The organism is Bosea sp. (in: a-proteobacteria) (assembly GCA_023910605.1).
GTDB lineage: Bacteria > Pseudomonadota > Alphaproteobacteria > Rhizobiales > Beijerinckiaceae > Allobosea.
Window position 1 is genome coordinate 2,570,219 of the sequence record JAAVVV010000001.1, and the last position, 25,896, is coordinate 2,596,114.

The following is a 25,896-nucleotide window of genomic DNA, read 5'->3' on the forward strand; positions in this document are numbered from 1 at the left end:
GATCAGCCCTCCATCTCGACAGCGGCGGCATCGGCGTCACGACGACGGGTCTGCAACTGTGAGACCTTGAGGTTGCGGCGGTTCGCGACGCCGCGCGGGCTGTCCTCGTTCTTGAGCGCCGAGAAGGTGGCGCGCACAAGGTTGTAGGGGTTGGACGAGCCGAGCGACTTCGACACGACGTCCTGAATGCCAACCGTCTCGAACACGGCGCGCATCGGGCCGCCGGCAATGATGCCCGTACCGGCAGGAGCAGCACGAAGCACGACGCGGCCGGCGCCGTGGCGGCCGATCACATCATGATGCAGGGTGCGGCCTTCCTTGAGCGGCACGCGCACCAGAGACCGCTTGGCCGATTCGGTAGCCTTTCGGATCGCCTCGGGAACTTCGCGGGCCTTGCCGTGGCCGAAGCCCACGCGGCCCTTCTGGTCGCCGACCACAACGAGGGCCGCGAACGCCATGCGGCGGCCACCCTTCACTGTCTTGGCGACACGGTTGATGTGAACGAGGCGATCGACGAATTCGCTATCGACCTTTTCGCCGCGTTCAGAGCGGGGTTCTCTTGCCATGTTGTCCTCTTACTTGCGCGGGCCACGAAACTGTGCCCGCTCGCTTGAGCAGTCGCCTAAAGACAGATGCTTCCAGGTCCTGTCAACCTGAAAGCATCCGAAAAGCCAGGAGCCGGGCGCCTGCGCGCCTGGCGGATCGATCAGAAGCTCAAACCGCCTTCACGGGCGGCCTCGGCCAGCGCCTTGACGCGGCCATGATAGAGATAGGCGCCGCGGTCGAACACGACCTCGGTCACGCCAGCCTTCGCGGCGCGCTCGGCGATCACCTTGCCGATGGCGGCAGCGGCCTCGACATTGGCGCCCGACTTGATCGCGGCCTTGAGATCGCCCTCGAGCGAGCAAGCGGACGCCAGCGTCACGCCCTTCTCGTCGTCGATGATCTGCGCATAGATCTGCTTGTTCGTGCGGTGCACGGACAGGCGGGGACGGCCGTTCGCAGCTGCCTTGAGAGCGCGGCGGACGCGCGCCTTGCGGCGCTCTGTGGGTGTGAGTTTCGTCATCTGCCGCGTCCTTACTTCTTCTTGCCTTCCTTGCGGAAGATGAATTCGCCGGCATACTTGACGCCCTTGCCCTTGTAGGGCTCGGGGCCGCGATAGTCGCGAATTTCGGCTGCGGTCTGGCCGACAACCTGCTTGTCGATGCCGGTCACCACGATTTCAGTCGGTTTGGGCGTCGCAATGGCGATGCCGGCCGGAATTTCGTAGTCGATGTCATGAGAATAGCCGAGCGACAGTTTGAGCACCTTGCCCTGCACAGCCGCCCTGTAGCCCACGCCGGTGATCTCGAGCTTCTTCTCAAAGCCCTGGGATACGCCGACCATCAGGTTCTGCACCTGGGCGCGCGACATGCCCCACATGGCGCGGGAGCGATTGTCGTTGCCCTTCGGCGTCACAGTGATGACGTTGTTCTCCATGGCCACGGCGACCTCCTCGGGCGCGCTGAAAGACAGCTCACCCTTCGCGCCCCTGACCTTGACGTTCTGGCCGCTGACCGAGGCAGTGACGCCTGTGGGCACCGCGACGGGCTTCTTTCCTACGCGAGACATGGTTTTCCCCTCTCCCGTCAGAAGATCTTGCAGAGCACTTCGCCGCCGACGTTCATCTCGCGGGCGGCATGATCCGCCATCACGCCCTTCGGCGTGGAGATGATCGTCACGCCGAGGCCATCAGCCACGCGCGGCATGGTGTCGACCGACGCATAAACGCGGCGGCCGGGCTTGGACACGCGCTCGATGGAGCGGATGACCGGCTGCCCTTCGTAATACTTGAGCTCGATGTCGAACTCCGAGCGTCCGTCGCTATGCTCCGTGGAGGCATAGCCGCGGATGTAACCTTCGGACTTAAGCACGTCGAGAACGCGCGCCCGCAGCTTGGAGCCCGGCGTTGAGACACGGGACTTGCGGCGCATCTGCGCGTTACGGATGCGGGTGAGCATGTCGCCCAACGGATCAATGATCGTCATGGCCTTATCTCCTCACCAGCTCGACTTGACCAGGCCGGGAACCAGGCCCTTGTTGCCCAGTTCGCGCATGGCGATGCGGCTCATCTTGAGCTTGCGATAGACCGCGCGCGGACGGCCCGACACCTCGCAGCGATTGCGCACGCGGGTCTTGGAGCCATTGCGCGGCAGCGCCGCGAGCTTGAGGCGAGCTTCGAAGCGCTCGTCCATGGGCTTGCCTTCATCATTGGCGACGTTGAGCAGACGCTCACGCCGGCCGGCGAATTTCTTGACAAGCTTCTGACGACGCTTGTTGGTTTCGATGGAGCTCTTTTTGGCCATCGTGATCTCCTGGTTGCCGCGTCTGAGCCTTCAGCTCACTGCCGGAACGGGAAGTTGAACAGCTTCAGAAGCGCGCGCGCCTCGTCATCCGTCTTGGCGGTCGTGCAAACGATCACATCCATGCCCCACACCTGATCGACCTTGTCATAGGCGATCTCGGGAAAAACGATGTGCTCCTTGATGCCGAGGGCGAAGTTGCCCGCGCCATCAAAAGACTTCGGGTTCAGGCCACGGAAGTCACGCACGCGCGGGAGCGCAATGGTGACCAGACGGTCCACGAACTCGTACATGCGCTGCTTGCGCAGCGTGACCTTGGCGCCGATCGCAAGGTTCTCGCGCAGCTTGAAGCCGGCGATCGCGTTGCGGGCCTTGGTCACGACAGGACGCTGGCCGGCGATGAGTGCAAGGTCCGCAGCGGCAGTGTCGACCTTCTTGCGGTCGGCAGTGCCCTCGCCCACGCCCATGTTGAGCACGACCTTGGTGATCATCGGCACTTCGAGCGCGTTCTTGTAACCGAACTGCTCGATCATGGCGGGACGCACCACGTCCTCGTAGTGCTTCCGCATCCGCGGAGTGTAGGCAGCCTCAGCCATCGATCAGATCTCCCGAACGCTTGGCGAACCGGACCTTGCGGCCGTCGTCCAGAATCTTGAAGCCCACGCGGGACGGCTTTCCGTCCTTCGGGTCGGCGATCTGAAGGTTTGACAGCTGGATAGCCGCCTCCTTCGAGATGATGCCGCCTTCAGACTGCATGGTGGCTTTGGTGTGACGCTTGACAAGGTTGACGCCGCGAACGACGGCGCGGCCCTCGGTCGGGCTGACGCTCAGGACTTCGCCCGACTTGCCCTTGTCACGGCCGGTGATGACGACAACCTTGTCGCCCTTCTTGATTTTCGCGGCCATCAGAGCACCTCCGGCGCCAGCGAGATGATCTTCATGTGGTTCTTGCCGCGGAGCTCGCGCGGAACGGGCCCGAAGATGCGGGTGCCGATCGGCTCCTTCTGATTGTTGATCAGAACGGCGGCATTCTTGTCGAAGCGGATGACAGAGCCATCCACGCGTTGAACGTCCTTGGCGGTGCGAACGACCACCGCCTTCATGACGTCGCCCTTCTTAACGCGTCCACGCGGAATCGCTTCCTTGATGGAAACGACGATAATGTCGCCGACGCCAGCGTAACGACGCTTGGAGCCGCCGAGGACCTTGATGCACATAACCCGACGGGCGCCCGAATTGTCGGCGACCTCGAGATTGGTTTGCACCTGGATCATGGCCGTGATCCTTTCTGATGTCTTCAGACCGGTTTCCGGACTTGCATCCGGACTACGACTGTCGGGAGCTTCATGGAATGGCGCGTGGATGCACCGCGCGCCTGAAGGCCCCCAGCCAAACGAAAGAGAGTGCGCCTTACGGCGCGTTCTCCAGCACGACCCAGCGCTTCAGCTTGGAGATCGGTGCGGATTCCTCAATCCAGACCAGATCGCCCGCCTTGAAGCGGTTGGTTTCATCGTGCGCATGGTAGTTCTTCGTGCGCCGCACCGTCTTCTTCAGAAGAGGATGGGTGAATCGGCGCTCGACCTTAACGACCAAGGTCTTTTCCTGCTTGTCGCTGACGACGACGCCCTGGAGGATACGCTTTGGCATGATGATCTCCTTCAGGCCTTGGCAGCGGCAGGCGCGGAGCCGGCCTTCTGACGGGCCAGCGTCTTCACGCGGGCGATGTCCCTGCGGACCTCGGTGACGCGCGACGTGTTCTCCATCTGGCCGGTGGCCTTCTGGAAGCGCAGGTTGAACTGTTCCTTCTTCAGCTTCAGGAGTTCGTCCTGCAACTGGTCGGCCGACATCACCTTGAGGTCGGACAGGCGCTGAGTGCTCTTCATCGTCCCTCTCCTTACTCGGCGATGCGCTGAATGAAGCGCGTCTTGATCGGAAGCTTGGCGGCGCCGAGGCGGAACGCTTCGCGCGCCGTTTCCTCGTTCACGCCTTCCACCTCGAACATGATGCGGCCAGGCTTGACGCGGCAGGCCCAGAATTCGGGAGCCCCCTTGCCCTTGCCCATGCGCACCTCAGTGGGCTTCTTCGAAACCGGCACGTCCGGGAACACGCGGATCCAGACACGGCCCGCGCGCTTCATGGCGCGTGTGATAGCACGGCGAGCCGCCTCGATCTGCCGAGCGGTGACGCGCTCCGGCTCGAGGGCCTTGAGCCCGAACTGGCCAAAGTTGAGTTCCGTGCCGCCCTTGGCGACGCCGGAAATACGCCCCTTGAACTGCTTGCGGAAATTCGTTTTCTTAGGTTGAAGCATGACGGTCCTCGATCAACCTCAGGCCTGTTCGCGTTCGCGGCGACGATCGCCACCGCTCGACGGACGGGAAGCCTCTTCATTCATGCGCTTGTCCTGCGCCATCGGATCGTGCTCAAGGACCTCGCCCTTGAAGATCCAGACCTTGATGCCGCACGTGCCATAAGTCGTGAACGCGGTCGCGACGCCATAGTCGATGTCGGCGCGCATCGTGTGCAGCGGCACCCGGCCTTCGCGATACCACTCCTGCCGCGCGATTTCAGCACCGCCGAGACGGCCCGCACAGTTGATGCGGATTCCTTCGGCGCCAAGACGCATGGCGGACTGCACAGCGCGCTTCATGGCGCGGCGGAACGCAACGCGGCGTTCGAGTTGCTGGGCGATCGAATCGGCCACAAGCGTGGAGTCGACTTCAGGCTTGCGCACCTCGACGATGTTGATCGAGACGTCCGCCCTGGTCATCTTCAACACGACCTTGCGCAACTTCTCGATGTCGGCGCCCTTCTTGCCGATGACAACGCCCGGACGAGCCGAGAGGATGGTGACCCGGCATTTCTTGTGCGGGCGCTCGATTATGATCTTGGAAACGGCGGCCTGTTTGAGGACCTTCATCAGCTCGGCACGGATCGCGAAATCCTCGTGCAGAAGCTTGCCGTACTCGGCGCCCTGCGCGAACCAGCGCGAGTCCCAGGTGCGGTTGATGCCGAGGCGCAGACCGATCGGATTGACTTTCTGACCCATCGTTCTCTCCTCAGGCCTTCGCTTCGGACGTTTCGCGCACAACAATCGTGATGTGAGCGAAAGGCTTCAGGATACGAGCGCCACGACCGCGGGCGCGGGCATGGAAACGCTTCATCACGAGGCCCTTGCCGACATGGGCGTGGGCGACGACCAGGTCGTCTACGTCCAGCGAATGGTTGTTCTCTGCATTGGCGATCGCGCTCTGCAGGCACTTGCGGACATCGAGAGCAATGCGCTTGCGCGAGAACTCAAGGTCGGCCAACGCGGTCGAGACCCTTTTTCCGCGGATGAGACCGGCAACAAGATTGAGCTTCTGTGGGCTGATGCGCAGATTGCGCGCAACGGCCTGTGCTTCCTTGTCGCTCAGCGCGCGTGGAGTGGCAGCCTTACTCATGGCTCACTTCCTCTTCGCTTTTTTGTCCGCGGCATGGCCGTAGAAGGTGCGGGTCGGCGAGTACTCGCCGAACTTCTGCCCCACCATTTCTTCGGTCACCGTAACCGGGATGTGCTTCTGGCCGTTGTAGACGCCGAACGTAAGTCCGACGAACTGCGGCAGGATCGTGGAGCGACGGCTCCAGATCTTGACGACTTCCGAGCGGCTCGAATTGCGAGCAGCTTCGGCCTTCTTCAGAAGGTATCCGTCTACGAACGGACCTTTCCAAACAGAACGAGCCATGAGCCTCAGCCCTTCTTCTTGCGGGCGTGGCGGGACGCCACGATGAATGTGTCGGTGCGCTTGTTGACGCGCGTCTTCTTGCCCTTGGTCGGCTTGCCCCACGGCGTGACCGGGTGACGACCGCCCGAGGTGCGGCCTTCGCCGCCGCCGTGCGGGTGGTCGACCGGGTTCATCGCAACGCCACGATTGTGCGGACGCTTGCCGAGCCAGCGATTGCGGCCAGCCTTGCCGAGCGAGATATTCATGTGGTCCGGGTTGGACACCGCACCGACGGTGGCGAAGCACAGGCCGTTGACCAAACGCTGCTCCCCCGAATTGAGACGCAGGATGACATTGCCGCTGTCGCGGCCCACGATCTGAGCATAGTTGCCGGCCGAGCGAGCGATCGCACCGCCCTTCCCGATCTTCAGCTCCACATTGTGCACGATCGTGCCAACAGGGATGCTGCCGATCGGCATCGCATTGCCGGGCTTCACGTCGGCGCTGTCGGCAGCGACAACCGTGTCGCCGACCGCCAGGCGCTGCGGCGCCAGGATGTAGGACAGCGTGCCGTCCTCATACCTGATCAGCGCGATGAAGGCTGTGCGGTTCGGATCGTATTCGATCCTGTCAACCACGGCCGACATGCCCAGATGCGACCGACGCTTGAAGTCCACAAGGCGCAGCGAGCGCTTGTGGCCGCCACCGCGGAACCGCACCGTGACGCGGCCGAGGTTGTTGCGCCCGCCCGAGGACGACTTGCCCTCGGTCAGCGTCTTCACCGGCTTGCCCTTGTAGAGCTCGCTGCGGTCCACCAGCACGAGCTGGCGCATGCTGGGCGTTGTCGGCTTGTAAAGCTTGAGTGCCATTTTTCCAGGTCCCTTCGTCGTCTCAGAGACCCGTCGTCACGTCGATCTTCTGGCCCTCTTCGAGGGTGACGATCGCTTTCTTGACGTCGGAGCGCTGGCCGAGCCGGCCTTTGAACACCTTCATTTTGCCTTCGGTCAGGATCGTGTTCACGGCCCTCACCTTGACATCGAACAGCTTCTCGACCGCAGCCTTGATCTGCGGCTTCGTCGCGTCCTTGCGAACCTTGAAGACGACCTTGTTCTGTTCGGACAGAATGGTTGCCTTTTCCGTGATCACCGGAGCGACGATCACGTCGTAATGGCGCGGGTCCATGCTCATTTGAAGCGCGCCTCCAGCGCATCGACGGCCGATTTGGTCAGGACGAGCTTCTCGCGGCGCATGATGTCATACACGTTGATGCCCTGCACCGGCAGGACGTCCACGTTCGCGATGGAACGGGCGGCCAGGCCGAAATTGCGGTCGATCTCGGCGCCGCCGATGATCAGCACGTTGGCGAGGCCGAGCTTCTCGAACTGGCCGCGCAGCGCCTTGGTCTTGGGCTCGGACAGCTTCACATCGTCGACGACGATGATCGAGGCATCCCTCGCCTTGGCCGAGAGCGCATGCTTGAGCCCGAGAGCGCGAACCTTCTTCTGCAGGTCATGAGCGTGGGAACGCTGCACAGGGCCGAACGCCCGGCCGCCGCCGCGGAACTGCGGAGCCGAAGCCGCGCCATGACGTGCGCCGCCAGTGCCCTTCTGCTTGTACAGCTTCTTCTTGGTGCGATTGATCTCGCTGCGTAGAAGGGTGGCGTGCGTTCCGGCCTGCCGCTTGGCGAGCTGATAGCGCACCACGCGGTGGATCAGATCGACGCGCGGCTCGAGACCGAAGATCGCATCGGACAGATCAACCGAACCGGCAGAAGCGCCGTCGAGAGTCGTCACATCAAGTTTCATCACTGACCCTCCACCGCTTCGGCCGCCGGAGCGCCGTCGTTGATCTTGAACTTGCCAGGAACCGGAGCATCCTTCGGAAGCGCGCGCTTCACGGCGTCACGCACCCGGATCCAACCGCCATTCACGCCAGGCACCGCGCCCTGCACCAGAATCAGGCCCCGACCGGCGTCAGTCGACACCACCTTGAGGTTCTGCGTGGTGACGGTTTCGGCGCCCATGTGGCCGGGCATCTTCTTGTTCTTGAACGTCTTGCCGGGGTCCTGACGACCACCGGTTGAACCAATCGAGCGGTGCGACACAGACACGCCGTGGGTGGCGCGAAGACCGCCGAAGTTCCAGCGTTTCATGCCGCCAGCGAAGCCCTTGCCGGTCGTCGTCCCGGTCACGTCCACGAACTGGCCCGGAACGAAGTGATCGGCCGTGATTTCGGCGCCGACCGGGATGAGGCCCGCATCATCGACGCGAAACTCGGCAAGCTTCTTCTTCGGCTCAACCTGCGCAACAGCGAAGCGCGCACGTTCGGCCTTGGACACGTTCTTGACCCTGGCCTTGCCGACGCCGATCTGCAGCGCGACGTAACCGTTGGTTTCCACCGTGCGGTGAGCGACAACCTGGCAATTGTCGACTTTCAGAACCGTGACGGGAATGTTCTCGCCGGCGTCGTTATAGACGCGGGTCATCCCGACCTTCTGGGCAATAACACCAGACCTCATGGCTGCTTATCCTTTTCCAGAGGAGGTCAACGATCAGAGCTTGATCTCGACGTCCACGCCGGCGGCGAGGTCGAGCTTCATCAGCGCGTCCACGGTCTGCGGAGTGGGGTCGACGATATCAAGCACCCGCTTGTGCGTGCGCATTTCGAACTGCTCGCGCGACTTCTTGTCGACGTGCGGCGAACGGTTCACCGTGAAACGCTCGATCAGCGTCGGCAGCGGGATGGGCCCGCGTACCTGAGCACCGGTCCGCTTTGCCGTCGACACGATCTCCCGCGTCGAGGCATCCAGGATGCGATGGTCAAACGCCTTCAGGCGAATGCGGATGTTCTGACCAGACATGGTCTTGATCTCCGTGACTCAAAAGGCGCGGCCTGCCACCGAGGCGGCCGCGCCCGTGAAGGTGCTTAGGCGATGATGCTTGCGACGACGCCGGCGCCGACAGTGCGGCCACCCTCGCGGATCGCGAAACGGAGCTTCTCTTCCATGGCGATCGGCACGATCAGCGTCACTTCCATGGCGATGTTGTCACCGGGCATGACCATCTCGACACCTTCGGGAAGTGTCACGACACCGGTCACGTCCGTGGTGCGGAAGTAGAACTGCGGGCGATAGTTCGTGAAGAACGGGGTGTGGCGACCGCCTTCATCCTTGGTGAGGATATAGGCTTCGGCCTTGAACTTCGTGTGCGGCTTCACGGAGCCGGGCTTGCACAGCACCTGGCCGCGCTCGACGTCCTCGCGCTTGGTGCCGCGCAGCAGCGCGCCGATGTTGTCGCCAGCCTGGCCCTGATCGAGCAGCTTGCGGAACATTTCGACGCCCGTGACGGTGGTCTTCACGGTATCCTTGAGGCCGACGATCTCGATTTCCTCGCCGACCTTGACGATGCCGCGTTCGACGCGGCCGGTCACCACGGTGCCGCGGCCGGAAATCGAGAACACGTCTTCGACCGGCATCAGGAAAGGCTGGTCGATCGGGCGCTCGGGCTGCGGGATGTAGGCGTCGACGGTTTCCATCAGCTTGAGGATGGCGTTGCGGCCAATCTCGGGATTGACGTCGTCAAGCGCGGCCTTGGCCGAACCCTTGGTGATCGGAATGTCGTCGCCGGGGAAGTCGTACTTGGAAAGCAGCTCGCGCACTTCCATTTCGACCAGTTCGATGAGCTCGGCGTCGTCGACAAGGTCAACCTTGTTCATGAACACCACCAGGGCGGGAACGCCGACCTGACGGGCGAGCAGGATGTGCTCACGGGTCTGCGGCATCGGGCCGTCGGCGGATGACACGACCAGGATCGCGCCGTCCATCTGCGCGGCGCCTGTGATCATGTTCTTCACATAGTCGGCGTGGCCGGGGCAATCCACGTGGGCGTAATGCCGGTTCTTGGTCTCGTACTCGACGTGGGCGGTCGAGATCGTGATGCCGCGGGCCTTTTCTTCAGGCGCCTTGTCGATCTGGTCGTAGGCGGTGAAGGTGGCGCCACCGGTTTCCGCCAGGATCTTCGTGATGGCGGCCGTCAGCGAGGTCTTGCCATGGTCGACGTGACCGATGGTTCCTATGTTGCAGTGCGGCTTGTTCCGCTGGAATTTTTCCTTGGCCATGGTCAGTCTCCGCCAGTGGGAAGTTGCAGTTCAGGGTTGCTTGGTTGAAGTCTCGCGTCAGAGCGGTGGGCGTGGCGTCAAGTGTACTTGGCAACGACCTTCTCCGCCTCGTTGCGCGGAACCTCTTCGTAATGATCGAATTGCATCGTGTAGTTGGCGCGCCCCTGGGAGAAGGACCGCAGCGTGTTGACATAGCCGAACATGTTGGCCAGCGGCACCATGGCATTCACGACAACAGCGTTGCCGCGCATGTCCTGGCCCTGGATCTGGCCGCGGCGGGAGTTGAGGTCGCCGATGACCGAACCGGTGTAGTCTTCCGGGGTCACGACCTCGACCTTCATGACCGGCTCGAGCAGCACGCAACCTGCCTTCTGCAGCGCTTCGCGCAGCCCGGCGCGGGAGGCGATTTCGAAGGCCAGCGCCGACGAGTCGACTTCGTGGTAGCCGCCATCGATCAGTTCGACGCGGATGTCAACGACCGGAAAGCCGGCGAGGATGCCCGAGCCGATGACGCTCGTGAGGCCCTTCTCAACGCCGGGAATATACTCCTTCGGCACCGCGCCACCAACGATCTTGGAGTCAAACACGAAGCCCGAACCCGGCTCCCCGGGAATGAGGTTGAACTTGATCTTGGCAAACTGGCCCGAACCGCCAGACTGCTTCTTGTGGGTGTATTCGTGCTCGACCGCGCGGGATACCTTCTCGCGATAGGCAACCTGCGGCGCGCCGATGTTCGCGTCCACCTTGTAGGTGCGGCGCAGGATGTCGACCTTGATGTCGAGGTGCAGTTCGCCCATCCCGCGAAGGATCGTCTGGCCGCTTTCCTGATCGGTGGAAACCCGGAAGGAAGGATCCTCATTGGCCAGCTTGGCCAGTGCAACGCCCAGCTTTTCCTGGTCGGCCTTGGTCTTGGGCTCGATCGCGATCTCGATGACGGGCTCAGGGAACTCCATGCGCTCGAGGATCACAGGTTTGACCGGATCGCACAGCGTGTCGCCGGTGCGAACATCCTTGAGGCCGGCCAGCGCGACGATGTCGCCGGCATAGGCTTCCTTGATGTCCTCGCGGTTGTTGGCGTGCATCAGCAGCATGCGGCCGACGCGTTCCTTCTTGTCGCGGGTCGAGTTCAGCACGTTCGCGCCAGCGTCGATCTTGCCGGAATAGACGCGACAGAAAGTGATCGTGCCGACAAACGGGTCGTCCATGATCTTGAAGGCGAGCATGGAGAAGGGGTCCGTGTCGAGCGGACGACGGATGGTCTCTTCTTCGGTGTTGAAATCGATGCCCTTGATGTCGCCGCGACCAACAGGGGACGGGAGAAAGTCGACCACTGCATCAAGAAGTGGCTGCACGCCCTTGTTCTTGAAGGCCGAACCGCAAAGAACGGGATGAAAGGCACGGCGCTGCACAGCCGTGCGGATGAGCGAGCGCAGGGTGTCTTCGGACGGCTCCTGACCGTCGAGATAGGCCATCATGGCCTCATCGTTCATCTCCACCGCTGCCTCAAGCAGCTTGTGACGGTATTCCCTGGCCTGGTCAACGAGGTCAGCCGGAATGTCGGTCTCGACGAAGGTGGCGCCAAGCGCCTCGCCGTTCCAGACGATGGCCTTCATCTTGATGAGATCGACAACGCCGGTGAAGTTGTTCTCCGCGCCGATCGGCAGTTGCAGGCAGACGGGCTTTCCGGCCACGCGATCGATGATGTCCTGCACGCAGCGGAAGAAATCCGCCCCGGTCTTGTCCATCTTGTTGACGAACACGATGCGCGGCACGTCATACTTGTCGGCTTGGCGCCACACTGTTTCGGTCTGGGGCTCCACGCCCTGGTTGCCGTCGAGCACGCAGACAGCGCCGTCGAGCACGCGCAGGGACCGCTCGACTTCGATGGTGAAGTCGACGTGGCCAGGCGTGTCGATGATGTTCATGCGCTTGTCGCGCCAGAAGCAGGTCGTCGCCGCGGAGGTGATCGTGATGCCACGCTCCTGCTCCTGCTCCATCCAATCCATGGTGGCCGCGCCTTCATGGACTTCGCCGATCTTGTGGGATTTGCCCGTGTAATACAGGATCCGCTCGGTCGTCGTGGTCTTGCCGGCGTCGATATGCGCCATGATGCCGAAATTTCGGTAGTCTTCGATCTTATGGACGCGTGCCATGTCATGAAACTCCGTGAACCCGTGAGGACCAGATCACCAGCGATAATGGGAGAAGGCGCGGTTTGCCTCTGCCATGCGGTGAGTGTCTTCCCTCTTCTTCACAGCGTTTCCACGGTTGTTGGCAGCGTCCATCAGCTCGGCTGACAGCCGCTCGACCATCGTCTTGTCGTTGCGGCCGCGGGCGGCCGTGATGATCCAGCGGATCGCCAGAGCCTGGCGGCGCTCGAGGCGCACCTCGACCGGAACCTGATAGGTAGCGCCGCCAACGCGGCGGGAGCGGACCTCGATCGCCGGCGCGACATTCTCAAGAGCCTGCTTGAAGACCTCCAGCGGACCGGTCTTCATACGCGCTTCAACCTGATCGAAAGCACCATAGACGATCGATTCCGCGACGGACTTCTTGCCCTCGTACATGATGGAATTCATGAACTTGGTCACGACGATGTCTCCGAACTTCGGGTCCGGAATGACTTCACGCTTTTCGGCACTGTGACGACGGGACATTTCTGTCTACCCTTCGTTTCTCGAAAGTGGGCGGCAAGGCCCGGTTAACAACGGTGTTGCGAGGCATGGCCTCGCCGGGACAGGGCTTGCACCCCCTCCCCGGACAATCACTTCGGACGCTTGGCGCCGTACTTCGAACGACGCTGCTTGCGGTTCTTGACGCCCTGGGTATCGAGAACGCCGCGCAGGATGTGATAGCGAACGCCCGGAAGATCCTTCACGCGGCCGCCGCGGATCATCACCACGGAGTGCTCCTGAAGATTGTGGCCCTCGCCCGGGATGTAGCCGATGACCTCGAAACCATTTGTCAGACGAACCTTGGCGACCTTGCGCAGAGCCGAGTTCGGCTTCTTCGGAGTCGTGGTGTAGACGCGCGTGCATACGCCACGCTTTTGGGGGCAGGACTCGAGCGCGGGGGCCTTGTTCCTGCTCTTCTGGGCTTCCCGCGGCTTGCGGATCAGCTGGCTGATCGTGGGCATTGACGACCTCTCGCTCGTGGAGCGCTTCGCATACAGACAAATTCCAACCAGCGATGACACAAGGCCAAAGCAAACCAACGCCACCGGCTTTTTTCAAAGCCGCAGGCGTTGCTGCCACGCAGAGGATCACGGTCGCCCGCAATCATGCCTACCAAGACCAGTCTCAGGTCGCTAGAAGCGGCGGCGTTTCGGTCGCGATTCTCGCCCGGCATGAAGCATTGGGCGACCAACGTGTCCGACGTCCGTCGATGTGAGGCGCTTATGACTCGGTGGCTGAATCGCGTCAACCCCTAATCGGGGCCGGGGAAGCGCAATTCTGGCCGCCATACGTCCGAGACAGCCGGGATTTTGCCTGGAATCAGCGCCAACCCCACCGTCGCAAGCAAACGGGCCGCCCTTTCGGACGGCCCGTCGTTTTCGTGGTTGAGCCGGCGCTTATTCGGCGGCTGGAGCAGCGGCTGCGAGCGCTGCCTGAGCCGCCTGGGCGGCCGTCTCGGCCTTCTGGTTGACGATCAGGTCGTCGCGGCGCTGGGCCACAGACCGGATCTTCGAGACCATGGCGCCAGTGCCGGCCGGGATCAGCGAGCCGACGATGACGTTCTCCTTGAGCCCTTCCAGCGTATCGGTCTTCCCGTTCACGGCCGCTTCCGTGAGGACGCGGGTCGTTTCCTGGAAGGATGCGGCGGAGATGAAGGAGCGGGTCTGCAAGCTTGCCTTGGTGATGCCGAGCAGCACAGGGACCCCGGATGCCGGCTTCCTGCCTTCGGCAATTGTCTTTTCATTGGCTTCGTCGAACTCAAGCCGGTCAACCTGGTCGCCCGTCATGATCTCGGTGTCGCCGCCATCGGTGATCTCGACCTTCTGCAGCATCTGCCGGACGATGACCTCGATGTGCTTGTCGTTGATGCTCACGCCCTGCAGACGGTAGACTTCCTGGATTTCATTGACGAGGTAAGCGGCAAGCTCCTCCACGCCCTTGATCGCCAGGATGTCGTGCGGCGCGGGGTTGCCGTCGAGGATGTAATCCCCCAGTTCGACCATGTCGCCATCCTGCAGGTGGATGTGCTTGCCCTTCGGGATCAGGTGTTCGATCGGCTCGGACCCGTCATGCGGGTTGAGCGTGATCCGGCGCTTGTTCTTGTAGTCACGCCCGAACGAGATCGTGCCGGCCTTCTCCGCAATGATGGCGGCATCCTTCGGACGGCGCGCTTCGAACAGCTCCGCCACGCGCGGCAGACCGCCCGTGATGTCGCGCGTCTTGGCGCTTTCCGTCGGAATGCGGGCCAGGATGTCACCTGCCTTCACGGAGACGCCCGGATCAACGGAGAGGATTCCGTCGACGGGCAGCAGATAGCGAGCCTCGGAGCCGCGGGCGGCCTTGAGGATCTTGCCGTCCTTGCCCTGGACCACGATGGCCGGCCGAAGCTCGGCGGACCGCGCATTGGAGCGCCAGTCGGTGACCATGCGCTTGGCGATGCCGGTGGCTTCGTCGATCTGTTCGGAGAGCGATGAGCCCTCGAGCAGGTCTTCATAGGCCACGACGCCATCCACCTCGGAGATGATGGGACGGGTGTAGGGGTCCCACTCCGCGATGCGCTGGCCGCGCTTGATCTTGTCGCCCTCGTCCACCTTGAGCTTGGAGCCGAACACGAGGCGGTGAACCGCACGCTCCGATCCATCCGGACCCACGATCACGATGCTCATGTTGCGGCCCATGGTGATCAGGTCGCTGTCCGAGTTTCGCGCAACGTTGCGGTTGCGCATCTTGATCTCGCCCTCGAAGTTCGAGTCGATCACGGACTGCTCGTTGATCTGCGCCGCGCCGCCGATGTGGAAGGTGCGCATGGTGAGCTGGGTGCCCGGCTCGCCGATCGACTGCGCCGCGATGACGCCGACAGCCTCGCCCATGTTGACCGGCGTGCCGCGAGCCAGGTCGCGGCCATAGCAGGTGCCGCAGACGCCGTTCTTGGTTTCGCAGGTGAGCACCGAGCGGATCTTGACCTCCTGGATGCCAGCCTTGGTGATCTCCTCAAGGTGGCTTTCCTCAAGCATGATCCCGGCCGGCACGATGGTGGCGCCCTCTCCGTTCACGATGTCCTCGGCCGTGGTGCGGCCCAGGATGCGCGTGCCGAGAGAGGCCACGATCTGGCCCGCATCCACGATGGCGCGCATGCGGATGCCGTTGGCGGTGCCGCAGTCGACCTCGGTGATGATCGAGTCCTGTGCGACGTCCACGAGACGACGCGTCAGGTAGCCCGAGTTCGCGGTCTTCAACGCAGTGTCCGCCAGTCCCTTGCGGGCGCCGTGGGTCGAGTTGAAGTACTCGAGAACGTCCAGCCCTTCCTTGAAGTTCGAGATGATGGGGCTCTCGATGATCTCGCCGGACGGCTTGGCCATCAGGCCGCGCATGGCGGCGAGCTGGCGCATCTGGGTCGGCGAACCGCGCGCCCCGGAGTGGCTCATCATGTAGATCGAGTTGATCGGCTTGTCGCGGCCGTGCTCGTCCTTCTTCACGGAGGAGATGCGGAGCATCATTTCCTGCGCGAGCTTGTCCGAGCACTTCGACCAGGCGTCGACGACCTTGTTGTACTTCTCGCCCTGCGTGATCAGACCGTCCTGGTACTGCTGCTCGTAATCCTTGGTCAGCGCGCGGGTGGCGTCGACGATCTCCCACTTGTTTTCGGGGATCACCATGTCGTCCTTGCCGAACGAGATGCCCGCCTTGAACGCGTGGATGAAGCCGAGCTGCATGACGCGGTCGCAGAAGATGACCGTGTCCTTCTGACCGCACATGCGGTAGACGGCGTCGATCATTCCCGAGATTTCCTTCTTCGTCATCAGCTTGTTGACGACATCGAAGCTCACGCGCTCGCTGCGCGGCAGAGCCGTGGACAGGATGACCCGGCCAGGGGTGGTGTCATAGGTCTTCTTGTAGGGCTTGCCGCCCGGACCGATGCCTTCCCAGCGATACCTGATCTTGGAATGCAACGTCACGGTTTTGTTGGCCAGCGCCTGCTCGAGCTCGCCCAGCTCCGAATAGATGCCCTTCAGCACGCCATTCTTCGCGTCCATGAGGTACTGGCCAGGTTCGCCGTCGGACATGATCGACAGGTAGTAGAGCCCCAGAACGATGTCCTGAGACGGCACGATGATCGGGTGGCCGTTGGCCGGGTGCAGGATGTTGTTGGTCGACATCATCAGCACGCGCGCTTCCAGCTGCGCTTCCAGCGACAGCGGGACGTGCACGGCCATCTGGTCGCCGTCGAAGTCCGCGTTGAAGGCCGCGCAGACCAGCGGGTGCAGCTGGATTGCCTTGCCTTCGATCAGCGTGGGCTCGAACGCCTGGATGCCGAGGCGATGCAGCGTCGGCGCGCGGTTGAGCAGCACGGGATGCTCGCGGATGACCTCGTCCAGGATGTCCCAGACTTCAGGCTTCTCCTTCTCGACGAGCTTCTTGGCCTGCTTGACGGTGGCCGAATAACCCTTGGCGTCGAGGCGGGCGTAGATGAACGGCTTGAAAAGCTCGAGCGCCATCTTCTTGGGCAGGCCGCACTGATGCAGCTTCAGTTCGGGGCCGACCACGATGACCGAACGACCCGAATAGTCGACGCGCTTGCCAAGCAGGTTCTGCCGGAAGCGGCCCTGCTTGCCCTTGAGCATGTCGGCGAGCGACTTCAGCGGGCGCTTGTTGGCGCCGGTGATGACGCGGCCGCGGCGTCCGTTGTCGAACAGGGCGTCGACCGACTCCTGGAGCATCCGCTTCTCGTTGCGGATGATGATGTCGGGCGCGCGCAGCTCGATCAGCCGCTTGAGGCGGTTGTTGCGGTTGATGACGCGGCGATACAGGTCGTTGAGGTCGGAAGTGGCGAAACGGCCGCCATCGAGCGGCACGAGCGGGCGCAGGTCCGGGGGGATCACCGGGATCACCGTCATCACCATCCACTCGGGCTTGTTGCCCGACTGCTGGAAGGCCTCGATGATCTTGAGGCGCTTCATCAGCTTCTTGGGCTTGAGCTCGGACGTGGTCGTCGCGATCTCGTGGCGCAGGTCCATCTGCACCTTTTCGAGGTCGAGCGAGCGCAGCATCTCGCGCAGCGCCTCGGCCCCGATCATGGCGGTGAACGAGTCGGCGCCATACTCGTCCTGGCAGCGCAGGTAATCGTCTTCCGACAGGATCTGACGGTCCTTGAGCGGGGTCAGGCCCGGCTCCAGCACAATGTAGCTCTCAAAATAGAGCACACGCTCAAGGTCCTTGAGCGGCATGTCGAGCAGAAGGCCGATGCGGCTGGGCAGCGACTTGAGGAACCAGATGTGCGCGACCGGGGCCGCCAGCTCGATATGGCCCATGCGCTCGCGCCGGACCCGCGCGAGCGTGACTTCAACGCCACACTTCTCGCAGATGACGCCCTTGTACTTCATGCGCTTGTACTTGCCGCACAGACACTCGTAATCCTTGATGGGTCCGAAGATGCGGGCGCAGAACAGGCCGTCACGCTCGGGCTTGAACGTGCGGTAATTGATGGTCTCCGGCTTCTTGATCTCGCCGAACGACCAGGACAGAATCTTCTCCGGGCTCGCGAGCGAGATGCGGATCGCGTCGAAACCGACCGGCTGAGCCGGCTGGCCGAACAGATTCATGACCTCTTGATTCATCGTCATCTCCTGAACTGGGGAGGCCTGCCTGTGCGGACCACAATCCCGTTCCTAGAAACTGGTTGCCGGAAGCCCTGCCCCCGGCGGTGAGGTAGTGCGGCGGCCGGCATGAACGCGGCCGCCGAACCCGTACGCTTATTCAGCAGCCTCTGACGGAGGCAGTTCCGCCGGCGGCTTCTTGTTGTTCCGCAGCTCGACGTTGAGGCCCAGCGAACGCATTTCCTTGACGAGCACGTTGAAGCTCTCCGGAATGCCGGCCTCGAAGTTGTCCTCGCCGCGAACGATGCTCTCATAGACCTTGGTGCGGCCGGCCACGTCGTCCGACTTCACGGTCAGCATTTCCTGCAGCGTGTAGGCGGCGCCGTAAGCCTCAAGCGCCCAGACCTCCATTTCACCGAAGCGCTGGCCGCCGAACTGCGCCTTGCCGCCCAGCGGCTGCTGGGTCACGAGGCTGTAGGGGCCGATCGAACGCGCATGGATCTTGTCGTCAACAAGGTGGTGGAGCTTGAGCATATAGATGTAGCCCACAGTGACCTTGCGATCGAAGGCATCGCCCGTGCGCCCGTCGTAGAGCGTCACCTGACCCGAGGCGTCGAGACCGGCATCGGCCAGCAGACGCTCAATGTCGGCCTCGTTGGCCCCATCGAACACCGGCGTGGCGATGGGAACGCCCCGGCGAAGGTTGTTGCCCATCTCGGCCAGTTCATGATCGGTCATCGCGCTGATTTCCGCGTGGTCCGATCCGTAGATCTGGTCGAAGGTCTTGCGCATGCCTGACGCTTCGCCGGCCTTCATGTAGGCATCGACCGCTGCCGCCACCTGCTTGCCCAGACCCGCCGCAGCCCATCCCAGATGGGTCTCGAGGATCTGCCCCACATTCATGCGGCTCGGCACGCCGAGCGGGTTGAGCACGATGTCCGCATGGGTGCCGTCAGCGAGGAACGGCATGTCCTCGACCGGAACGATCTTCGACACGACGCCCTTGTTGCCGTGGCGGCCAGCCATCTTGTCGCCGGGCTGGATCTTGCGCTTCACCGCAACGAAGACCTTGACCATCTTCATCACGCCGGGCGGCAGCTCGTCGCCGCGTTGCAGCTTCTCGACCTTGTCCAGGAAACGCTGTTCAAGGCGCTTCTTGGATTCGTCGTACTGCTTGCGCATGGCCTCCATCTCGGACATCTGCGAATCGTCCGCCACGGCGAACATCCACCACTGCGAGCGCGGATACTGCGCGATCGCGTCCTTGCTGAGCACCGTGTCCTTCTTGAAGCCCTTCGGTCCCGCAAGCCCGACCTTGCCGTCGAGAACGTCGGCCAGACGCGCATAGGTGTTGCGGTCGAGGATCGCCTGCTCGTCGTCGCGGTCCTTGGCGAGGCGTTCGATCTCTTCGCGCTCGATCGCCTGGGCGCGCTCGTCCTTGTCGACGCCATGGCGATTGAACACACGCACCTCGACGATCGTGCCCTGCACGCCCGGAGGAACGCGAAGCGATGTGTCGCGGACGTCGGAGGCCTTCTCACCGAAAATGGCGCGCAGGAGCTTTTCTTCCGGCGTCATCGGGCTTTCGCCCTTGGGTGTGATCTTCCCGACCAGGATGTCGCCGGCGGCGACTTCCGCGCCGATGTAGACGATGCCGGCTTCGTCGAGGTTCTTGAGCGCCTCCTCGGCGACGTTCGGGATGTCCCGCGTGATTTCCTCGGGGCCGAGCTTGGTGTCGCGGGCCATCACCTCGAATTCCTCGATATGTATCGAGGTGAACACGTCTTCCGAGACGATCTTCTCGCTCAGCAGGATCGAATCTTCGAAGTTGTAGCCATTCCACGGCATGAATGCGACCAGCACGTTCCGGCCGAGCGCGAGCTCGCCCAGATCGGTGGACGGGCCGTCCGCGATGATGTCGCCCTTCCTGACCACGTCCCCGACACGCACAAGCGGGCGCTGATTGATGCAGGTGGACTGGTTCGAGCGCTGGAACTTCATCATGCGGTAGATGTCGACGCCCGGCTTGGTCGGGTCGGTCTCTTCGGTCGCACGGACCACGATGCGGGTCGCATCGATCTGGTCGATGATGCCCGAGCGGCGGGCCGCGATCGCGGCGCCGGAATCGCGCGCCACGACGCTTTCCATGCCGGTGCCCACGAAAGGCGCGTCGGCGCGGACCAGCGGCACGGCTTGACGCTGCATGTTCGAGCCCATCAGCGCGCGGTTCGCGTCATCGTTCTCAAGGAACGGGATGAGCGCAGCCGCGACCGAAACGAGCTGCTTGGGCGACACTTCCATGAGGTCGACCTTGTCGACCGGCACGACGATGACTTCGCCCGCATGGCGGCAGACGATGAGGTCTTCGGTCAGCTTGCCGTTCTTGTCCATGTCGGCGTCGGCCTGGGCGACATTGTGCTTCGCCTCCTCCATGGCCGACAGGTACACGACCTCGCTGGTGACCTGACCGTCGCGCACCTTGCGGAACGGGGTCTCGATGAAGCCGTATTTGTTGACCCGCGCGAAGGTCGCGAGGCTGTTGATGAGGCCGATGTTCGGGCCTTCGGGCGTCTCGATGGGGCAGATGCGGCCATAATGCGTCGGGTGCACGTCGCGCACCTCGAAGCCGGCGCGTTCGCGCGTCAGGCCGCCTGGTCCGAGCGCCGAAAGGCGACGCTTGTGCGTCACTTCCGAAAGCGGGTTTGTCTGATCCATGAACTGCGAGAGCTGGGAAGAACCGAAGAACTCGCGAACAGCGGCCGCGGCGGGCTTGGCGTTGATCAGGTCCTGCGGCATCACGGTGTCGATGTCGACGCTCGACATGCGCTCCTTGATGGCGCGCTCCATGCGCAGCAGGCCGAGGCGGTACTGGTTCTCCATCAGCTCGCCCACGGAACGGACGCGGCGGTTGCCCAGATGGTCGATGTCGTCGATCTCGCCCTTGCCGTCGCGCAGGTCCACGAGGGCCTTGGCGACCGCCAGTATGTCTTCCTTGCGCAGGATGCGGACCGTGTCCTCGGCATCGAGGTCAAGGCGCATGTTCATCTTCACACGGCCGACCGCAGACAGGTCATAGCGCTCTGAGTCGAAGAACAGCGACTGGAACATGTTCTGCGCGGATTCGAGCGTCGGCGGCTCGCCGGGGCGCATCACGCGGTAGATGTCGAACAGCGCCTCCTCGCGGGACGAATTCTTGTCCACGTTGAGGGTGTTGCGGATGTACGGTCCGATCGTCATGTGGTCGATGTCGAGCACGGAGATCTCGTCGAAGCCTGCATCCGTCAGCGCCTTGAGCAGCTTCTCGGAAATCTCGTCGCCGGCCTCGGCATAGATTTCGCCGGTCTGCGCGTTGACCATGTCCTCGGCCACATATTGGCTGATGAGGTCCTCATCGGTGGCGCGCAGGAACTTCAGGCCCTTCTCGGCGAGTTGGCGGGCCTGACGCGCGACGAGTTTCTTGCCGACCTCGACGATGACCTCGCCCGTGTCGGCGTTGATCAGGTCGACGGTCGCCTTGTAGCCCTTCATCCGCTCGGCTTCGAACGGGATGCGCCAGGCATCCTTGTGGCGCTCGAAGACGATGCGGTCATAGAAGCGGTTGAGGATCTCCTCGCCGTCCATGCCGAGCGCATAGAACAGCGACGTGACCGGCAGCTTGCGCTTCCGGTCGATGCGGGCGTGCACGATGTCCTTGGCGTCGAACTCGATGTCGAGCCAGGAGCCACGATACGGGATGATGCGGGCGGCGAAAAGCAACTTGCCCGAGGAGTGCGTCTTGCCCTTGTCGTGATCGAAGAACACGCCCGGCGAACGGTGCATCTGGCTGACGATGACGCGCTCGGTGCCGTTGACGATAAAGGTGCCGTTGTCGGTCATGAGCGGCATGTCGCCCATGTAGACTTCCTGCTCCTTGATGTCTTTGATCGACTTGGCCTGGGTGTCCGGATCGATGTCGAACACGATCAGGCGCAGCGTCACCTTCAGCGGGGCCGCGAAGGTGATGCCACGCTGGCGGCACTCATCGACATCGTACTTCGGCGCTTCGAAGGTGTACTTCACAAATTCCAGCATCGAGGCGCCGGAGAAATCCGAGATCGGGAAGACCGACCTGAAGACGGACTGCAGACCCTCGTCGGGTCGGCCACCCTTGGGCTCGTCGACAAGCAGGAACTGGTCATAGGACGCCTTCTGAACCTCGATGAGGTTCGGCATCTGGATGACTTCCCTTATCTTGCCGAAGAACTTGCGGATGCGCCTGCGACCCTGGAGCGTGTTGGCCATGTGGTTCCTCGCTTTTCGCTGACGGCTGACCTGAAGGCCCCGGCGGGATCGACGATCCGCGAAGCTCTCAGGTCAGTCGCCCGGCGCGCCGCGCGCCGTAATGTGGTCTAGAAACGGATCAAAGGGACGCTCGACGCCCGAAAGGCCCCGGGGGTTTCGCCCCAGGGCCGTTTTGTGATGTCGTCAGATGTCCGGCATCGCGCCGGACAAGCTCACTTGAGCTCGACCTTCGCGCCGACGGCTTCGAGGGTCTTCTTGATCTTCTCGGCCTCGTCCTTGCCAACGGCTTCCTTGACGGCCTTGGGAGCGGCCTCGACCAGGTCCTTGGCTTCCTTCAGGCCCAGGCCGGTGATGGCGCGGACTTCCTTGATGACTTCAATCTTCTTGTCGCCGGCAGCAGCCAGCATGACCGTGAATTCGGTCTGTTCTTCGGCAGCCGGAGCGGCCGCGCCGCCGCCAGCGGCGGGACCGGCAGCCACGGCGACGGCCGCAGCGGCGGACACGCCCCACTTTTCTTCCAGCATCTTTGCGAGATCAGCCGCCTCGAGGACGGTAAGGCTCGACAGCTCTTCGACGATTTTCGCCAGATCAGCCATGTCACATTTCCTTGCAGTGTCAGTGCGAACGTTGGGTTCAGGTTCAGGTGGCCATCAGGCCGCTTCGTCTCGTTTGGCATAGGCCCCGAACACGCGCGCCAGCTTGGCAGCCGGTGCGGTCGAGAGCTGGGCGATCTTCGTGGCGGGCGCAACAAGCAGCCCCAGAAGCTTCGCACGCAGTTCGTCGAGGGACGGCATCGTGGCAAGCGCCTTGACACTGTCCGCATTCAGGGAGGTCGCGCCCATGGCTCCGCCGAGAATGACAAGCTTGTCATTCGTCTTGGCGAAGTTGACGGCGACCTTCGGCGCAGCGACCGGGTCCTTGCTGTAGGCCAGCAAGGTGGGGCCCTTGAGAAGGGCGCCGATCGAGGCTGCATCCGTGCCTTCGAGAGCGATCTTGGCCAGGCGGTTCTTCGCGACCTTCACGGTGCCGCCAGCCTTGCCCATCTCGCGACGGAGCTTCTGCATGTCGGCAACGGTCAGGCCTGCATAGTGGGCCACGACGACAACTGAGTTGGCCTTGAAGACCTCGTTCAGCTCCGCCACGGCTTCGCGTTTTTGCGAACGATCCACGTGGGCTCTCTCCGGTTTGGCGGGTCTCCCCGCCGGCTCAAGTTAGCCGCCCCATACACACATCGCGGCGATTGACCGCGACGCCCGCATCGGACGACGCTCAACGCCCTGCCCCCTGAACCCGCAATGCGCGCCCAGGCGATGGTTCGAACCGACACAAGGGGTAAGCACCCCGAAAAATCTGTTCTCACCCGTCTATGCTGGCCAGAGGGCCTCAGGGAGGCCTTGACCGATTAAGCCGCTTGCGCGGCGCCAGCAGTCTCGGACAGGACAATAGGCCACCGTTCGAAAGGTCACCCTTTCGCCCGTTGACCCTGTCAGCAGCCAGTCACCCGGCCGCATCCGGCACGCCATCTCACAATGGGAGCGCCTGATTGGAATGGTGCTGCTTAACGAAGTCGCGACGCTTTGCCAAGTGACTAATCGCATAATGTCAGCCCGGCACGGCTCTGTGATCGGCGCAAGGCCTTCAGTGGCCGTCCTGCCGTCCGCTCTGGCGCCGCATCACCATCTTCAGCAGAATCGGACGTGGCAGAAACGGCAGCAAAATCGCAGCCATCTTGTTGGCAAACCCTGGTATGATGGTCCGTTGCCCGCGCTGGAAGGCTTCCCATCCGGTGCGCGCCACCTCCGATGCCGGCACATGGAAAATGCTCGTCTCGCGCGGCTTGGCTCCGCCGGTCGCGCGCCCCAGAAAGCCGGTGTCGACCGGCCCAGGGCACAGCGAGGTGATGCGCACTCCGCTTCCCCTGACCTCTTCCCACAGTGATTCCGAGAGGGTCTGCACATAGGCTTTCCCGGCATAATACACCGCCATGCCCGGTCCGGGCAGAAAGCTCGCCACCGACGCGACATTCAGAATGCCGCCCTTGCCGCGCTCCACCATGCCCGGCAGGACCGCCAGCGCAAGATCCGTGAGGAAGCGCACGTTGAGATCGATGCTGCCGATCTGAGCCGCGCAATCAGACCGATGCGCCAGCCCGACAATGCCGTGGCCAGCATTGTTCACCAATTGCAGGCAACTCATGCCGTTGGCTGCCAGATGGCGCGTGATCTGCGCCGCGGCATCCCGCTCTTCGCCGTCGCAGGTCAGCCAGGTGGCGCGGCCGCCCTCTGCAACGATCTGCGTGGCCAGCGCCCGCAGCCCTTGCTCGCCGCGCGCAACCAGCAGCACCTCGCCCTGCCGCGCGGCCAGCAGAGCCAGTTCCCGCCCGATGCCGGAGGAGGCGCCGGTCACCACCGTCACATCCCGACGAGCCTGAATTACCTCCGCCATCTGCGCTCCATTTCCTGTTGCGGCCCGTGCCCGAAGACTTGGTTGCACAGCAATCATTGCCTATAAGGCGCGGCCTCTTGGTCTTGTCGATCACGCAGCCTGATGCACTGAAACTCGTAAATATCTTCTGGTGCCGATGGCAGGATATCTACACGTTGACGCTTAATGTTCTTCAAGGCCCTGCCATGCGCACGCGCTCCCTGCCGCTCAATCGCCCGCGCCGCTTCATGGCCGATCTTTGCCATATCACGCTCGGCGTGCCTCTTGGCGTGATCAAGCGGCGGATCAACATCGGAGATGTCCTCAGGGCGCGCGCAGCGGCGGCGGCGCCCGTTCCATGGACCGTGCTGTTCTGCAAGGCCTGGGCGCTGGCTGCCCGTGATCGGCCCGTCCTGCGGCAGGCGTACTGCAAGTTGCCGTGGCCGCAACTCGCCGAGGCGGAGGCCAGCGTGGCGCTGATCATGATCGAGCGCGCCTGGCATGGTGAGCGGGCGCTGTTTCCGGCAAAGCTCAATCGACCGGCGGAACGCACGCTGACTGATCTTGCCGCCGATCTCGCACGCAGCCGCAACGCTCCCATCCCCAGCATCCGTCATTTTCTGGTGATCGACCGGATCTGCGCCTGGCCTGGACCGATCCGGCGCTTCCTGTGGTGGATCGCCTTCAACATCGGCGCCTTGAGGCCGACCTATTTCGGCACTTTCGGGATCTCGGTGCTCGGGCAGAGCAGCGCCGAAATCGTCTCGCCGGTTTCACCGCTCACGAGCTTTGTCAGCTACGGCCCGTTTCAGCCCGATGGCTTCGTCGATGTGACCATCGCCTTCGATCATCGGGTCATGGATGGCGCCCACGTCGTCGAGGCCATCCTTGCGCTAGAAGGGCATCTGAACGGGTTGATCATGGAAGAATTGCAAGGACTTGGGCTGCCCTCCTGACTCATTATGCGAACCATCGGCTGGGCCAGATCCTCCAGCCCGGCCGGGCCATGACCAGGAGGATGATGGAAATCGCCACCACCACGAAGTTGTCGAACGTCGCGATCTCGCGCGGCACGCCGGTCGGCGCGATGAGGGCCGTGACGCCGCCGATGCCGAGGGTATTGTAGATGTTCGAACCGAGGATGTTGCCGGGCGAGAGCAGGATGAGCCCCACCCGGGAAGGGGCAGGACCACATCGACCAGCATCATCAACTCCAGATCAGAATTAGCGGCGCCAGCAGGAGCATCCGCGCCGTCTGGCATGC

Annotated in this window: 30 protein-coding genes; 1 reads left to right on the plus strand and 29 read right to left on the minus strand. The window is 63.0% G+C overall.

The window, feature by feature from the left end:
• Positions 1-2: 2 nt before the first annotated feature.
• From rpsE to HEQ16_12525, 28 genes are all read right to left on the minus strand, one after another.
• On the minus strand, positions 3-566 hold the full coding sequence (gene rpsE, locus HEQ16_12390; protein ID MCO4054822.1) for a 30S ribosomal protein S5: 564 nt from the start codon (positions 564-566) through the stop codon (positions 3-5).
• A gap of 140 nt (positions 567-706) precedes the next feature.
• Positions 707-1,066: a 50S ribosomal protein L18 gene (gene rplR / locus HEQ16_12395; protein ID MCO4054823.1), complete on the minus strand. Its 360-nt coding sequence runs from the start codon at positions 1,064-1,066 to the stop codon at positions 707-709.
• A gap of 11 nt (positions 1,067-1,077) precedes the next feature.
• Positions 1,078-1,611, minus strand: a complete 534-nt coding sequence (rplF, locus tag HEQ16_12400) for a 50S ribosomal protein L6 (GenBank protein MCO4054824.1) — start codon at positions 1,609-1,611, stop codon at positions 1,078-1,080.
• A 17-nt stretch (positions 1,612-1,628) separates the two neighbouring features.
• On the minus strand, positions 1,629-2,027 hold the full coding sequence (gene rpsH / locus HEQ16_12405) for a 30S ribosomal protein S8 (GenBank protein MCO4054825.1): 399 nt from the start codon (positions 2,025-2,027) through the stop codon (positions 1,629-1,631).
• A gap of 12 nt (positions 2,028-2,039) precedes the next feature.
• A complete protein-coding gene (gene rpsN, locus HEQ16_12410; protein MCO4054826.1) occupies positions 2,040-2,345 on the minus strand; it encodes a 30S ribosomal protein S14 in 306 nt (101 codons plus the stop codon).
• Positions 2,346-2,380: 35 nt separating this feature from the next.
• The gene (rplE, locus tag HEQ16_12415) at positions 2,381-2,938 is read right to left on the minus strand and encodes a 50S ribosomal protein L5 (GenBank protein MCO4054827.1); all 558 of its coding nucleotides are present in this window, start codon (positions 2,936-2,938) and stop codon (positions 2,381-2,383) included.
• Positions 2,931-3,248, minus strand: a complete 318-nt coding sequence (gene rplX, locus HEQ16_12420) for a 50S ribosomal protein L24 (protein ID MCO4054828.1) — start codon at positions 3,246-3,248, stop codon at positions 2,931-2,933. The genes rplE and rplX overlap by 8 nt, the downstream gene beginning before the upstream one ends.
• Positions 3,248-3,616, minus strand: a complete 369-nt coding sequence (rplN, locus tag HEQ16_12425) for a 50S ribosomal protein L14 (protein ID MCO4054829.1) — start codon at positions 3,614-3,616, stop codon at positions 3,248-3,250. Before rplN ends, rplX begins: the two co-directional genes overlap by 1 nt.
• Positions 3,617-3,752: 136 nt before the next feature.
• On the minus strand, positions 3,753-3,989 hold the full coding sequence (rpsQ, locus tag HEQ16_12430; GenBank protein ID MCO4054830.1) for a 30S ribosomal protein S17: 237 nt from the start codon (positions 3,987-3,989) through the stop codon (positions 3,753-3,755).
• Positions 3,990-4,000: 11 nt separating this feature from the next.
• Complete coding sequence (gene rpmC / locus HEQ16_12435; GenBank protein MCO4054831.1) at positions 4,001-4,225, minus strand: 50S ribosomal protein L29; 225 nt, start codon at positions 4,223-4,225, stop codon at positions 4,001-4,003.
• 11 nt (positions 4,226-4,236) lie between these two features.
• A complete protein-coding gene (rplP, locus tag HEQ16_12440) occupies positions 4,237-4,650 on the minus strand; it encodes a 50S ribosomal protein L16 (protein MCO4054832.1) in 414 nt (137 codons plus the stop codon).
• A gap of 18 nt (positions 4,651-4,668) precedes the next feature.
• Positions 4,669-5,388: a 30S ribosomal protein S3 gene (rpsC, locus tag HEQ16_12445; GenBank protein ID MCO4054833.1), complete on the minus strand. Its 720-nt coding sequence runs from the start codon at positions 5,386-5,388 to the stop codon at positions 4,669-4,671.
• A 10-nt stretch (positions 5,389-5,398) separates the two neighbouring features.
• A complete protein-coding gene (gene rplV / locus HEQ16_12450; protein MCO4054834.1) occupies positions 5,399-5,782 on the minus strand; it encodes a 50S ribosomal protein L22 in 384 nt (127 codons plus the stop codon).
• 3 nt (positions 5,783-5,785) lie between these two features.
• On the minus strand, positions 5,786-6,064 hold the full coding sequence (gene rpsS, locus HEQ16_12455) for a 30S ribosomal protein S19 (GenBank protein ID MCO4054835.1): 279 nt from the start codon (positions 6,062-6,064) through the stop codon (positions 5,786-5,788).
• A 5-nt stretch (positions 6,065-6,069) separates the two neighbouring features.
• Positions 6,070-6,912: a 50S ribosomal protein L2 gene (gene rplB / locus HEQ16_12460; protein MCO4054836.1), complete on the minus strand. Its 843-nt coding sequence runs from the start codon at positions 6,910-6,912 to the stop codon at positions 6,070-6,072.
• Between the two features lie 22 nt (positions 6,913-6,934).
• Positions 6,935-7,231: a 50S ribosomal protein L23 gene (locus tag HEQ16_12465; protein MCO4054837.1), complete on the minus strand. Its 297-nt coding sequence runs from the start codon at positions 7,229-7,231 to the stop codon at positions 6,935-6,937.
• Positions 7,228-7,848 carry a 50S ribosomal protein L4 gene (rplD, locus tag HEQ16_12470; protein ID MCO4054838.1) on the minus strand — a complete coding sequence of 207 codons (621 nt, stop codon included), beginning with the start codon at positions 7,846-7,848 and terminating at the stop codon, positions 7,228-7,230. The genes HEQ16_12465 and rplD overlap by 4 nt, the downstream gene beginning before the upstream one ends.
• Positions 7,848-8,561 carry a 50S ribosomal protein L3 gene (rplC, locus tag HEQ16_12475; protein ID MCO4054839.1) on the minus strand — a complete coding sequence of 238 codons (714 nt, stop codon included), beginning with the start codon at positions 8,559-8,561 and terminating at the stop codon, positions 7,848-7,850. The genes rplD and rplC overlap by 1 nt, the downstream gene beginning before the upstream one ends.
• A gap of 33 nt (positions 8,562-8,594) precedes the next feature.
• A complete protein-coding gene (rpsJ, locus tag HEQ16_12480) occupies positions 8,595-8,903 on the minus strand; it encodes a 30S ribosomal protein S10 (protein MCO4054840.1) in 309 nt (102 codons plus the stop codon).
• Positions 8,904-8,968: 65 nt separating this feature from the next.
• Entirely contained in the window at positions 8,969-10,159 is a 1,191-nt protein-coding gene (gene tuf, locus HEQ16_12485) for an elongation factor Tu (protein MCO4054841.1), read from the minus strand.
• 77 nt (positions 10,160-10,236) lie between these two features.
• Positions 10,237-12,312 (minus strand): elongation factor G, encoded by a 2,076-nt coding sequence (fusA, locus tag HEQ16_12490; GenBank protein ID MCO4054842.1) that lies wholly within the window; start codon positions 12,310-12,312, stop codon positions 10,237-10,239.
• 33 nt (positions 12,313-12,345) lie between these two features.
• Complete coding sequence (gene rpsG / locus HEQ16_12495) at positions 12,346-12,816, minus strand: 30S ribosomal protein S7 (protein MCO4054843.1); 471 nt, start codon at positions 12,814-12,816, stop codon at positions 12,346-12,348.
• A gap of 107 nt (positions 12,817-12,923) precedes the next feature.
• On the minus strand, positions 12,924-13,295 hold the full coding sequence (locus HEQ16_12500) for a 30S ribosomal protein S12 (protein ID MCO4054844.1): 372 nt from the start codon (positions 13,293-13,295) through the stop codon (positions 12,924-12,926).
• A 435-nt stretch (positions 13,296-13,730) separates the two neighbouring features.
• Positions 13,731-17,948, minus strand: coding sequence for a DNA-directed RNA polymerase subunit beta' (gene rpoC / locus HEQ16_12505; protein MCO4054845.1), 4,218 nt, complete (start codon positions 17,946-17,948; stop codon positions 13,731-13,733).
• 135 nt (positions 17,949-18,083) lie between these two features.
• Positions 18,084-22,208 (minus strand): DNA-directed RNA polymerase subunit beta, encoded by a 4,125-nt coding sequence (rpoB, locus tag HEQ16_12510; protein ID MCO4054846.1) that lies wholly within the window; start codon positions 22,206-22,208, stop codon positions 18,084-18,086.
• A gap of 212 nt (positions 22,209-22,420) precedes the next feature.
• Positions 22,421-22,804 carry a 50S ribosomal protein L7/L12 gene (rplL, locus tag HEQ16_12515; GenBank protein ID MCO4054847.1) on the minus strand — a complete coding sequence of 128 codons (384 nt, stop codon included), beginning with the start codon at positions 22,802-22,804 and terminating at the stop codon, positions 22,421-22,423.
• Between the two features lie 54 nt (positions 22,805-22,858).
• Positions 22,859-23,377 carry a 50S ribosomal protein L10 gene (gene rplJ / locus HEQ16_12520; protein ID MCO4054848.1) on the minus strand — a complete coding sequence of 173 codons (519 nt, stop codon included), beginning with the start codon at positions 23,375-23,377 and terminating at the stop codon, positions 22,859-22,861.
• A 469-nt stretch (positions 23,378-23,846) separates the two neighbouring features.
• On the minus strand, positions 23,847-24,653 hold the full coding sequence (locus HEQ16_12525) for an SDR family NAD(P)-dependent oxidoreductase (GenBank protein ID MCO4054849.1): 807 nt from the start codon (positions 24,651-24,653) through the stop codon (positions 23,847-23,849).
• Between the two features lie 185 nt (positions 24,654-24,838).
• Here HEQ16_12525 and HEQ16_12530 point away from each other — a divergent pair, with 185 nt between their 5' ends.
• Positions 24,839-25,588, plus strand: coding sequence for a hypothetical protein (locus HEQ16_12530; protein MCO4054850.1), 750 nt, complete (start codon positions 24,839-24,841; stop codon positions 25,586-25,588).
• Positions 25,589-25,592: 4 nt separating this feature from the next.
• Here the strand turns inward: HEQ16_12530 and HEQ16_12535 are convergent, their stop codons facing one another.
• Complete coding sequence (locus HEQ16_12535) at positions 25,593-25,805, minus strand: hypothetical protein (protein ID MCO4054851.1); 213 nt, start codon at positions 25,803-25,805, stop codon at positions 25,593-25,595.
• Positions 25,806-25,896: the final 91 nt, after the last annotated feature.